This window comes from Roseburia sp. AF22-2LB, from assembly GCF_003461125.1.
GTDB classification, from domain to species: Bacteria; Bacillota; Clostridia; order Lachnospirales; family Lachnospiraceae; genus Roseburia_C; species Roseburia_C amylophila.
On sequence record NZ_QTWM01000006.1, the window covers coordinates 116,170 to 128,897 of the forward strand.

The 12,728-nt window shown below is 40.3% G+C and carries 14 protein-coding genes; all 14 read right to left on the reverse strand.

Annotated features, from left to right (window positions below; all coding sequences use genetic code 11):
- On the reverse strand, positions 1-2,034 hold the full coding sequence (flhA, locus tag DWX96_RS10015; protein WP_022243294.1) for a flagellar biosynthesis protein FlhA: 2,034 nt from the start codon (positions 2,032-2,034) through the stop codon (positions 1-3).
- A gap of 30 nt (positions 2,035-2,064) precedes the next feature.
- Entirely contained in the window at positions 2,065-3,192 is a 1,128-nt protein-coding gene (flhB, locus tag DWX96_RS10020; protein ID WP_118057396.1) for a flagellar biosynthesis protein FlhB, read from the reverse strand.
- Between the two features lie 25 nt (positions 3,193-3,217).
- Complete coding sequence (fliR, locus tag DWX96_RS10025) at positions 3,218-4,000, reverse strand: flagellar biosynthetic protein FliR (protein ID WP_118057397.1); 783 nt, start codon at positions 3,998-4,000, stop codon at positions 3,218-3,220.
- A 20-nt stretch (positions 4,001-4,020) separates the two neighbouring features.
- Positions 4,021-4,290 carry a flagellar biosynthesis protein FliQ gene (gene fliQ, locus DWX96_RS10030; protein ID WP_197420812.1) on the reverse strand — a complete coding sequence of 90 codons (270 nt, stop codon included), beginning with the start codon at positions 4,288-4,290 and terminating at the stop codon, positions 4,021-4,023.
- Between the two features lie 20 nt (positions 4,291-4,310).
- Positions 4,311-5,168, reverse strand: a complete 858-nt coding sequence (fliP, locus tag DWX96_RS10035; RefSeq protein WP_117841165.1) for a flagellar type III secretion system pore protein FliP — start codon at positions 5,166-5,168, stop codon at positions 4,311-4,313.
- Positions 5,161-5,559, reverse strand: coding sequence for a flagellar biosynthetic protein FliO (locus DWX96_RS10040; protein WP_118082998.1), 399 nt, complete (start codon positions 5,557-5,559; stop codon positions 5,161-5,163). Before DWX96_RS10040 ends, fliP begins: the two co-directional genes overlap by 8 nt.
- Before the next feature lies 1 nt (position 5,560).
- Complete coding sequence (locus tag DWX96_RS10045; RefSeq protein WP_117699050.1) at positions 5,561-5,923, reverse strand: response regulator; 363 nt, start codon at positions 5,921-5,923, stop codon at positions 5,561-5,563.
- Positions 5,924-5,943: 20 nt separating this feature from the next.
- Complete coding sequence (gene fliY / locus DWX96_RS10050; protein ID WP_117699051.1) at positions 5,944-7,098, reverse strand: flagellar motor switch phosphatase FliY; 1,155 nt, start codon at positions 7,096-7,098, stop codon at positions 5,944-5,946.
- A 3-nt stretch (positions 7,099-7,101) separates the two neighbouring features.
- Positions 7,102-8,082, reverse strand: coding sequence for a flagellar motor switch protein FliM (fliM, locus tag DWX96_RS10055; protein ID WP_117699052.1), 981 nt, complete (start codon positions 8,080-8,082; stop codon positions 7,102-7,104).
- Positions 8,083-8,124: 42 nt separating this feature from the next.
- Positions 8,125-8,637, reverse strand: a complete 513-nt coding sequence (locus DWX96_RS10060) for a flagellar basal body-associated FliL family protein (protein ID WP_117699053.1) — start codon at positions 8,635-8,637, stop codon at positions 8,125-8,127.
- Positions 8,638-8,648: 11 nt separating this feature from the next.
- On the reverse strand, positions 8,649-9,482 hold the full coding sequence (locus tag DWX96_RS10065; protein ID WP_118057398.1) for an OmpA/MotB family protein: 834 nt from the start codon (positions 9,480-9,482) through the stop codon (positions 8,649-8,651).
- Positions 9,482-10,282: a motility protein A gene (locus DWX96_RS10070; RefSeq protein WP_117841168.1), complete on the reverse strand. Its 801-nt coding sequence runs from the start codon at positions 10,280-10,282 to the stop codon at positions 9,482-9,484. Before DWX96_RS10070 ends, DWX96_RS10065 begins: the two co-directional genes overlap by 1 nt.
- Positions 10,283-10,536: 254 nt before the next feature.
- On the reverse strand, positions 10,537-12,243 hold the full coding sequence (locus DWX96_RS10075; protein WP_118057399.1) for a flagellar hook protein FlgE: 1,707 nt from the start codon (positions 12,241-12,243) through the stop codon (positions 10,537-10,539).
- A gap of 81 nt (positions 12,244-12,324) precedes the next feature.
- Positions 12,325-12,723, reverse strand: coding sequence for a TIGR02530 family flagellar biosynthesis protein (locus DWX96_RS10080; protein ID WP_022243307.1), 399 nt, complete (start codon positions 12,721-12,723; stop codon positions 12,325-12,327).
- Positions 12,724-12,728 lie beyond the last annotated feature (5 nt).

Consider the following 12,728-nt stretch of genomic DNA (forward strand, 5'->3'; position numbering starts at 1 on the left):
TTATGCTGTCACCATCCCTACTGATTGTAATTCCACATTTGATTCCACTTCATTATAAGACACCACAATGAGGTCTTTGAAATAGTCCTCGGTGAGTTTCTTAAAATACATCCGCACAATTGGCGAAGTAATGACAATCGGATTCTTTCCAATATTCTCTAACTTCGCCACTTCCTGCTTCAAGGATTCCATAATATTCTTGGTCTTCTCCGGATCTAAAGTCAGATAAGCCCCCTGCTCAGTCTGTTTTACAGAACCCATGATTTCCTGTTCCACCTTCGGATCTAATGTTACCACGCTGGTTGTCTCATTTGCCGGAAAGTATTTACTTGAAATTGCACGTTTTAATCCCTGACGCACATATTCTGTCAATACATCGGTATCCCTGGTTGTTACCGCATGGTCTGCTAAATTTTCAAAAATCGTAAGCAGATCACGGATAGAGATGCCCTCCTGTAAAAGATTCTGTAAGACTTTCTGAATCTCACCAATACTAAGAAGCTTTGGTGTAAGCTCATCCACAAGTGCAGGATTGTTTTCCTTGATATTACTAATAAGATTAGATACATCCTGTCTGGTAAGAAGTTCTGCAATATGGGAACGGATTACCTCTGTCAGATGGGTGGCAATAATAGATGGCGGATCTACTACGGTATAGCCAAGACTCTCCGCACGCTCTCTCTGTCCCTCTGTAATCCAGATTGCCGGCAGATGGAAGGATGGCTCAAAGGTCGGAATACCGGTGATTTCCTCTTCCACATATCCCGGATTCATTGCCATATAGTGGTCAAAAAGGATTTCCCCTTCTGTTACCTGAATTCCCTTTATCTTAATAATATACTGGTTAGGATTTAACTGAATATTATCACGCAGACGAATAATCGGAACCACTGTTCCAAGTTCCAGTGCAATCTGTCTACGGATCATTACTACACGGTCCAAAAGGTCTCCACCCTGATTTACATCTGCCAGTGGAATAATACCATAACCAAACTCCAGTTCAATAGGATCAACCTGAAGCAGTGAAACCACATTCTCCGGCCGCCGGATTTCTTCTGCCGCCGTTTCATCTGCATTGGTTTCCTCTTCGATTTCTTCCACCTTTACATCCTTTTGTATCTTCCGTCCGGCAGCTAAAAATGCAATGCCAAGCGCACAGAAAAGTACCGGATTCAGCGGAGTTGCAATTCCAAGAAAGGTTATCGTTGCACCTACAATATACAATACCTTGGGAATTCCAAAAAGCTGTTTTACCAGCATGGATCCAAAATCCGCTTCACTGGATGCTTTTGTTACCAGAATACCTGTTGCCAGCGAAATCAAAAGAGACGGAACCTGGCTGACCAGTCCATCACCAATGGTTAATATACCATATTTCTGAAGTGCCTCCATGGCAGACAGTCCGCCATTCATGACTCCCATAATTGTTCCACCAATCAGGTTGATGAATGTAATAATAAGGCCGGCCGTTGCATCTCCTTTTACATACTTGGTTGCACCATCCATAGAACCAAAGAAGTTAGATTCCTGCTGAATCTTAGTTCTCCGTTCTCTTGCTTCCTTCTCTGTGATGGCACCAGTATTTAAATCTGCGTCAATTGCCATCTGTTTTCCAGGCATTGCATCCAATGTAAAACGTGCAGTTACCTCAGATACACGCTCAGAACCTTTATTGATAACGATAAACTGTATCAGAATCAGGACAATAAATACAATTGCTCCGATTACAAGATTACCACCACCTACAAAGCCCCCAAAGGTCTCTACTACATTTCCTGGTTCACCGGTAGATAAAATCAATCGGGTGGAAGAAACATTTAATGAGATTCGGAATATGGTGGTAAACAATAACAGTGTCGGGAAAAATGACATATCCAGCACTTCTTTTGCAAATAATGCATTAAAAAGAATAATCATTGCCAGTGAAATATTAATCGCCAGCATGACATCCAATAAAATAGAAGGAATCGGAATAATAAAGAATATGACTGCAGCAAGAAGATAGATTGCTACACCAAAATCCGCTTTTTTCATTCCGGTTTCCTCCTTTCATTTAAATTCGTATTAATTTCTGCCTTTTAGATTGTAAACCATCGCAAGCACTTCTGCAACTGCCTGATACAATTCTGGTGGAATTTCTGCTCCGACATTTACATTTGCATAAAGCATACGCGCCAACGGTTTATTCTCTACAATTTCCACCTGATTTTCTCTTGCCACTTCCTTAATCTTTGCAGCCAGAAAATCTTCACCCTTTGCAACCACAACCGGTGCTTTGGATACTTCCGCATCATACCTTATCGCAACTGCATAATGGGTCGGGTTCGTAATGACTACGTCTGCCTTCGGCACATCCTGCATCATTCGGCGCTGCGATGCCTCACGCATTCTCTGACGCTGTCTTCCCTTAATCTGTGGGTCTCCTTCAGTATTTTTATACTCGTCCTTTACCTCCTGTTTGGTCATCTTCATTTCTTCTTTGAATTTATGTTTCTGATAAATCAAATCAGCGATTCCGACAATCAGGTAAACCAGGCTTGTTTTTAAACCCACATCCACAATAAGTCCGGCAATCAATGCAACTGCCTGCAACAGTTCCATATCATAGATAACAAATAATTCTCCCTGCCTGTCCTTAATCTCGGAATACGCCACATACATGACCAGCGCCACTTTGACAATAGACTTTACAAGTTCAAACAGAGAATCTTTGGAAAACATCCGTTTAAAACCATTGATAGGATTAAACTTTGATAATTCCGGTTTTAATGGCTTCCCGCTTATTTTCCAGCCCACCTGAAGCACGCTGACTAAAAACGTTACCACCATTCCGATTAAAAGAAACGGTATCATGGCCTTTATCATTTCAATCACAGCCTGCGACATTAGCATATGGCTGGATTTTACTGTCATGCCCGTCTTATTTTCTAATAAAATATCCGGGATTTTCCGATAGAAACCTGAAAACTCATTCATTAAGTTTTCTGAAACATAGCTTCCAAAAATCTTCAATCCCAGGAATAAAACAATTAAATCTACTGCTCCGGAAAATTCCTTGCTTTTTGCAACTTTTCCTTCTTCTCTTGCATCTTTTAATTTTTTTGCAGTTGCCGGCTCTGTCTTTTCGCCGCCAGGTCCCTCTTTTGCGAACCACTGCAGATTATATTTCAGAAGTAAATCTCTTTCCTCCATATAAATCTCCTATTCATGTACCAGCTTATCCATGCATTCCTGATGCAATTCCGGTAACCATCCGTTTCATCTCAGTAAACACAAAATCGGATACATACGGAAGCAGCTGTATCGTCAAAAACAAAACCAGAAATCCAAGCAATATCTTAAGCTGGATACCAACAGAAAACATATTCATCTGTGGTGCAATCTTTGCCATGATTCCAAGAATACAGTTCAATATCATTAACACTGCAAAAACAGGAAGTGCCACCCGGAAACCAAGCACCATGGAATTCGTCATATAAGAAACCATGGTCTGAAGCAGGGAATCCCACATAAAATTCTGACCATTTACCGGAATCAGAGTGAAAGAATCAACAATTGCCTGTAAGATATACTGATACATTCCACTGGACATGAGCAATAACATGACCAGATAATTATAAAAATTACCTGTTATCGGAGAATTTGTTTTACTTACCGGATCATACTCGGTCGCCATGGACAAGCCCATATTTAAATCCATAATATTACCCGCAAATAAAACAATGGAATTACAAATATTTGCTCCAAAACCAATCAGCAATCCTGTAATTCCCTCTTTCACGACAATTGTGGCATATTCAATTACTCCTCCATATTCTATCGTGCTTTCAGGTAATACTCCAATCAACAGGATGGATACAAATACTGAGAAACCAATTTTGACTCTTCCCGGAGTATTCGACATGCTAAAAAATGGAGCCGAAAAAACAAAAGAAGTAATCCTCACCAGAACCAGCAAAAAATATTCAAATGTAAGCAGTGAGAAACTATAATTAACCATGTTTTATCTCTACCTGTATATCAACTGATATATAAACTAAAATCAGACCACAATCTCGTCATAAAATCAGTCATATTATTCAGCATCCACGCTCCAAAGAGAAGCATTCCTGCAAATACAGCCAGAATCTTCGGTACAAAGGTAAGCGTCTGTTCCTGAATAGATGTAACCGTCTGAAAAATACTAATAATCAAGCCTACGATAAGTGATATTAAAAGCAATGGAGCCGAAGTTAAAATAATATTATAAATAGCGTCCCTTGCAATATCTAAAACTTCTCCCTGTGTGATCAATTTCTACACCTCTTTCATCAGTAAAATGTCTCTACCAGTTCCCTGATAACAAGATTCCATCCATCAGCAAGCACAAACAGCAGAATCTTAAACGGAAGAGAAATCGTAGTTGGCGGAAGCATCATCATACCCATCGACATAAGGACAGATGCTACTACCATGTCAATTACAATAAACGGAATATATATAACAAATCCAATAATAAATGCCTGTCTCAGCTCACTTAAAATAAAGCTCGGAATCAGCACAGTATTGGATATATCATCCTGTGTCTCATAAGTCACGCCGGCAATGTCACAAAATGTATTGATATCCTTTGCCTGTGTCTGTTTAAACATAAATTCACGGATTGGCTCCATTCCTGCCTCAAAGGCCTGTTCCTGCGTGATTTCACCGGCATCCAACGGTTTCAATGCATTTTCATTAATCTGTGAGAAAACCGGGTTCATAATAAACAGGGTAAGGAACAACGCCAGTCCAATCAACACCTGATTTGGCGGAACAGTCTGCGTTCCAATTGCTGCTCTTACAAAATGAAGCACAATAATAATTCTGGTAAAGGAAGTCAGCATAATAAGAATAGATGGTGCTAACGCAATTACAGTCAGTACCAGAAAAATCCGAACTGTCCCGGATAAATTTCCCTCTCCATTATTAATATTAACAGAAAGTCCATTATTACCAGAGGATGCTGTTCCATCTGGACCATTGCCATTTTCAGTTGACTGATTACTATTACTGCTGTCAGTTACCCCAGGTATATTTACAGATGCCGCATACGCTTTCTGTGGTACAAATGCCACCAGTGTAACAACAACTGCAATAACCGCAAATATAAAAGATACCAGACAGTATTTCTTCTTAAAATTACTCATCCTTATGCCTGCTCTTCGGTAAATGTTCTTTGAACTGTTTCATAATGTTAGAGAAACTTTCTCCTGTATTCTGATATTTCACCGTATCTTCCAGCGAAACATCATTTAACTGTTCCCTTGTAAGCTGTGCTAACATCGTCACTTCATCTTTTCCGATTCCGATTACGAGATAGGTCTCTCCCACCTCTATAATCTGAATATACTTATTTGTAGTGAGTTTCATAATCTCCACTACCCGCATATTCTTCTGAAAATTATGTTGCTTCTGATATCCGGCAATCCATTTTGTTACATAATATGTAATTGCAAGCACAAAAACAAATATCAGCAATACACCTATCAATTGGAAAAAGCTTTGTACACCCGATGTTCTGCTACTCAGTAATATCATATTAACCCACTACTTTTTTTACTGCTTCAAGAACACGTTCTGCCTGAAATGGTTTTACAATAAAATCCTTTGCACCAGACTGGATTGCTTCAATAACCATTGCCTGCTGGCCCATTGCAGAACACATAATTACACATGCACTTGCATCTGCTTCTTTAATCTTTTTTAATGCCTGAATTCCGTCCATCTCCGGCATGGTAATATCCATCAGTACCAGGTCTGGATGTACTTCATTATATTTTTCGATTGCCTTTACTCCATTTTCTGCTTCTCCGGCAACTGTATATCCATTTTTGGTAAGGATATCCTTAATCATCATTCTCATAAAAGCTGCATCATCACAAATTAAAATACTCTTTGCCATATTAGTTATCTCCTTGCTAATTATTTAATAATCTCTGTAATTCTTACACCAAAGCTTTCTTCAATTACAACTACTTCACCTTTTGCAACGTACTTTCCATTTACCAGTACATCAATTGGTTCTCCAGCAATCTTATTCAATTCAATGATTGTTCCCGGAGCAAAATCCAATATATCATGAATGGATTTACTGGTTCTTCCCAGTTCCACGGTTACTTCCAATGGTACATCCATAATAAGATCAATATTTTCCTTTGGAAATACCCCATTCATATCTCCAGTAAAATTTTGGAACTGAGCCGGCTGTACATTTACCTGCTGGTTTGCATACATTGCCGACATATCTACAGGTTGTCCCATCATTGGCTGCCCCATCATCGGCTGTCCCATCATTGGCTGCTGATTTATCATTGGCTGAGGCTGTGGTGCTGGCTGGCTTGCCTGTGGTTGTGGTGCAGGAGCCGGTGCCGGCTGTGGTGTTGCTTCCTGTATTGGTTCATTTCCACCTGTCATGGTCTCCGTAATACTTTTACACATCTCTCTCGCAAAAGATACCGGATACAGCTGCATGATTTCACTGTCCACAAGATCACCAATTTCCATTTTAAAAGAGATTTTCACAAATGGCTGTGTCAGGAAATCATCAATTGCTCCCTCATCAATATTTCCTGTCAGATCAATCAAATCTGCAACAGGCGGGCTGATATCAATCTTTTTATTCAGCATGGATGATAATGATGTAGCTGCAGAACCCATCATCTGATTCATTGCTTCACTGATTGCGCTTAAATGAAGCTCTCCCAGTTCCACGTCTGTATTGGTTCCGTCTCCTCCCATCATAAGATCTGTAATGACCTTAACATCATGCTCCTTTAATATCAGGATATTGCTTCCATCCAATCCAACGGTGAATCCGATTCGTATAAATACACACGGACGCTCATACGCCTTTACCACGTCGTCCCAGTTTGCCATGGTAACAACCGGTGTGGATATTTCCACTTTACGGTTCACCAGCGAAAACAATGTCGTTGCTGCGGTACCCATACTGATATTAGCAATTTCACCGATTGTGTCTTTTTCTGAATCACTCAGCTGTCCATCTGCCGTATCTGATGATGCACCCGGATTATTTAGCAGGGCATTGATTTCTTCTTGCGATAGTACTCCATCCATCACTTACTGCTCCTCTCTAATTACTGACATTACTCTTACTGCATAGTCATCACCCGAAGCTCCCGGCAATGCAGTAAACTTACGAATGTTTCCAACGTAAACATCCAGCTCCTGGTCCACTTTCGTGTCCAATCTAACTATATCACCCACCTGTAAATTCATGAAGTCGTTTACCGATATGGTGCTGTTACCTAAAATTGCTTTTACAGGTATCGGTGCTTTTGAAATCAAAGTTTCAATTGCTTCCGTATAACGCTGTTCATCTTTTTCCTGCATGGTAGAATACCAGTATTTTGTATTCAACTTGTCCATAACAGGTTCCAAAGTAAGATACGGAAGGCAGATATTCATCAGACCTTCAACATCTCCTATTTTTACATTAATTGTAACAATTGCAATCATTTCACTCGGAGAAATAATCTGGGCAAACTGCGAATTTGTTTCAATACGTTCCAGTCTTGGATGTAAATCCACAACATTTTCCCACGGTTCCCGGAGCAGGTCGACGCAGACTCCCATAATTCTTTCTATAATCAGCAACTCTATTTCTGAAAAGTCACGGACTTTCGCTAATGGTTCTCCGCTTCCACCAAGCATACGATCCACCATGGCATATGCAAGATTTGAAGCAATCTCCAGAATAACCGAACCTTTCAATGGAGAAAAATTAACAATACCAAGAACCACCGGATTAGAAAGTGCATTTGAAAACTCAGAATAGGTAACTGCTTCAGAGTTCATCACCTCAACCTGAATATTTTTTCTTAGATAAACCGGAAGATTTGTGGATATCAGTCTGCCATAATGTTCAAACACAATCTCCAGTGTTCTTAAGTGTTCTTTTGAAAACTTGGAAGGTCTGGCGAAATCATAATTCTTAATCTGCTTCTCGCCATTGTCCTTCATTTCTTCTACATCCAGCTCGCCGCTGCTCAATGCCTGAAGCAGGTTATCTATCTCATTCTGAGATAAAACTTCGCTCACGGACTCTCACCACCTTATATTTCATGCTTACTATTTTTAATCCTATACTACAGTTACTTCCGAGAAGTTGACTGCAATGATAAAATCTGAACCAAACTGCTTCTGTAGTTCTGCCAGTATAGCGTCTTTAACCGCCTGCCGATCCGCATTAAATTCATCCATTGTATAGGTATTAATTACGCTATTAATGGTATCTTTTAAAATTGTTTCACGATCAGCCATATCTTCGCCATAGGTTTTATATCCATCGTTCTTGCTGTCCATGGAAATGGATGCTGTAAGCTTTACATAATGAGTTTCGCCATCTGCACCTGTTTTTAAATTGATTGTCATGGCATCTTCAATTTTATAGGTCACAATCTGGTCCATTGGAATGCTGGCAGACTCAGTTCCATCCCCACTCTCCAGCTCCAGATCAATTGCACTGCATACCTTGTTTACCAGCTCATTGGATTTCTTTGTTTGCGGCAGGATTGTTATTGTAAGTATTCCTGTCAAAATCAGGTTCACCAGAACCAGTGCCAAAATAAGCACTGACATAAGGTTCTTCTTCATCTCATTTCCTCCTATTCTGTAGCGCCGCCGGAATTATATGAATTATATACCTTAATTTCAACACGACGGTTTCTTGCTCTGCCTTCCTCTGTAGTATTATCTGCTACAGGAACATATTCCCCTCTTCCTGAGGATTTAATCAGTGCCGGATCCAATGTGGTATTATCCCGGATAAAATCCGCCACAGAAAGTGCCCGGTACATGGACAGTACATTATTGTTTTCATATTTTGACGAATGGATTGGCACATTGTCGGTATGTCCTTCAATTTCAATCACATTGCTGTCATAGTTTTCCAGGATAGTTCCTATTTTAGCAATCAGCGGCTGGGCATCTTCCCGGATATTTGCCTTTGCCGAATCAAATAATATTGCTCCATTTAATGTAAGTTTTACATACTCAGCATTAAAATCTACTTCCACCTGATTCTGTAATCCCCCCGCCTCTATCTGCTGCTCGATTTGTTCTGCCATTTGTTCTGATTCCGACAATGCCTGTTCTTTATACTGCTCTGCTACATCTGTCTCAGTCTCAGTCTCTTCTGTTTTGCCACCCTGGGAATCCCCATCCTCTCCTGAGGACGTTTCAAAAAAAACATCAATATTCGGCAACTGGCTGATTCCGTTGCCCACCATTTCTCCCTCGCCAATACTCATACTGCCTGCCGGCATAATACTTAAGCTGCTCTGCAGCGAGGCTATCACCATCTGAAACTTCTCTGCATCAACGGTAGACATGGAAAAAAGCAACACGAAAAAGCACAGCAACAGATTCATCAAATCACTAAAGGTGGTTATCCAGCCAGCCGCCGGCTTTGCTTCCGGTTCCCGCTTCTTTCTCGCCATTATTCTTCACCTCCGGCTTCATCTTGTGCATTATAAGCCTCTCTTGCCTGTGGTGACAGGAATGATTTCAGTTTTTCTTCTATTACACGAGGGTTTTCTCCTGCCTGAATAGACAAAAGTCCCTCAACGGTAACCTCTTTCATTATAATTTCTCTGGCATTATTATCTGACATCTTTGATGCAATTGGATTACAGATCCAGTTAGATATCAGCGAACCATACAATGTTGTAATCAGGGCAACTGCCATATTAGGTCCGATGGAAGATGCATCCTGTAAATCCTTCAACATATTAATCAGACCAATCAGGGTACCAATCATACCCCAGGCCGGAGCTAATTCTCCCCACTTTTCCCAGAAGCCGATTACTTTCTTATGCCGGTCCTCAATGCAGCCCAAATCTGTTTCCAGAATTCCACGCACCAGTTCCGGGTCAGTTCCATCTACTACCAGCATAACTCCTTTTTTCAGAAAGTCATCATCAATATCATTCGCTGCTTCTTCCAATGCAAGAAGCCCCTCTTTTCTGGCAATATTTGAAAGATTAATGATATTTCCAATAATCTCACTCGGGTCATTCTTATGTAACTTAAAAGCATTTCCCGCTGACTTAAAGCCATTAATGAAATCTGCCATACTGTTACATGCCAGAACACCAGCAATAGATCCTCCAATCGTAATAACAGCGGATGGGAAGTCCATATATGTATTCCATATTGCCGATACACCTGCACTTTGAATAATTCCAAATAAAACCATTGCAAGTCCCATCAAGGTACCAATAAGTGATGCTATATCCAATTTATCCACCTACATTTCTATAAAATTATGGGAACACCATTCTTTTGAAAATGGTCCTTGTTACCCACCTTTTTGTATTTTCATTTTCATTTCTATATAATCTTACTAAACTTTCAGCAAAATGTCTACTTTTTTTACAATTATTTTAGAAACAATTCCATTTTCTATTATACCATATATAGGGGAACTATCAAATATAGTCCCCCTATATGTACTGTTTTTATATTATTTTTCGCTATATCTGACTATTTTTATTATCGTTTCAGATTAATCAACTCCTCAAGAAGCGTATCGGATGTAGTAATTACTCTTGAGTTTGCCTGGAAACCTCTCTGCGTGGTAATCATCTCGGTAAATTCAGAAGCCAGGTCTACGTTGGACATTTCCAGTTCTCCGGAATTCATGGTACTTCCGTTTGAAGTAATTTCGACACCAATTCCATCAAATTCACCGGAGTTTAAAGTAGTACGGTAGCAGTTATCTCCTACTTTTTCAAGTCCGGCTGCATTTGCAAAGCGGGCAGATGCAATCTGGCCCAAAAGAACAGTATTACCATTATCGTAAGAACCGTAAATTTTACCCTTGGTATCTACAGATACACCGGTTAATGCTCCAAGCTTCTTACCTGTTCCGGTTGTTCCATCAATTGCTCCCGCATCCATTCCAACAGTAGATGTTCCACCATGATTAGAATTCTTACACTGTGTAAAATCAATGGAAATATTTTCAAACTGGTCGCCTAACTGTTTCATGTTCAATGTGACTGATCCGTTAGTGCTGTCACCCACGGAAACAAATTTACCTTTTCCAGTACCAGTATCAAACTTCAGTTCGTAATTTACTGCTGTTGCTTCAATAGTAGGTGGATTACCATCAGTAATGCTGTTGATGGTTGCACCAGGCTGTAACCCGGTATAAATATCAGAAAGTGATACGTCCGTTACTGCTTCGTATCCTTTTACTACACCACCGGCTGAAGTAATTGCACGATATACTTTGCTGTCATACTGTCCGGTAGCGGCATTCTGTGTTGTATTGATATAGTACATTTCACCACTGCTGTTACGGAACTGATGATATGTATTTCCGCCAAAGGAATTAGATGCTCCGGTATCTGTCCACTCTGTACTGATTGCATTGTAAGCAGTCTGTGCATTAGTAATTCCACCGCTGGCATTTGCTCCGAATACATCAGAAAGATTTCCACCATTTGCCAAAAACTCTTCTAAGATATTCTTATTGGAAGAATCATAAATAGCACTCAACTCAACGGTATAAGTTCCGGCATCGGTATCTACACCTTTGACTGCAAATTTTGCGGTATAGGAATATCCCAATGCATCGAAGAAATTCAAATTCATGGCATATCCACTTTCACTGGTTATTTCTGTACTGTTTTTATCTACAATACCACCACAAACTGCATTCGTTGTTGCTTCTGCCGGAGAAGTAAGATTGCTTTCCTGCATGATACGAAGTGCAGATACCTGGTCTTTTTTAATCTGTCCGGTGGTCGGGTCTACCTGCCATCCCATAACATTGTATCCGGTAGATGTCATGGCAAGATTTCCTGAGCCATCGATATAGAAAGAACCTGCTCTGGTAAAAAGATTTTCAGTACCGTTGCTTACAACAAAGAAACTTGTTGTATTACCCTTATCTGTAATTCTTAAGTCAAATGCTTTTCCGGTTGTCTGGGCTGCTCCACCGGAAGTAATGTCGACGGAAGTAGAACCTGTTGTTACACCAAGACCTATCTGCTTGGCATTAATTCCACCGGTTCCGGTTGTTGCATTTGCTCCGGATGCACCGGAAATTGTCTGATACATAATCTCGCTGAATGTTACACTGGACTCTTTAAATGCCACGGTATTTACATTGGCAATATTGTTACCGATAACATCCATCTTTGTCTGATGTGTCTTAAGTCCTGACACAGCAGAATACATTGCTCTCATCATAATGAAATGACCTCCTAAATTTGATGTCTGACGCAGAACCCATCTGTCAGTCAGGGTTCTCACAGCCTCCATAAGGTCCGGCTATGCTATTACTGCACCATCAATATTTGTAAAAACATTATTTTCTGATTCATTCTGGTCCATTGCTGTTACAACTGTCCTGCTCGGTACATTTACAATGAATGCCAGCGAATCAACTACTACTAAGGATTCTTTGATTCCTTTCTTCTCAGCCATCTCCACACCCGCTTCCAAGCGTTCACTCTGCTGGTCTGAAAGACTGATATTCCGGGTAGACAACCGCATGCTTGCATGCTTCGAAAATTTCACTTCGGAAACATCTGCTGCTTTTTGCTTTTCTTTTAATACCTCCGCAAAAGAAGCTCCCTGCTCCGGCTGCGTTTTATTACTCTTCGAAGGATTGAGATACTGGTCTGCTACCTGTTCAATGGAAGTGAATTGATTTGCTATCTTATTCATGCTTT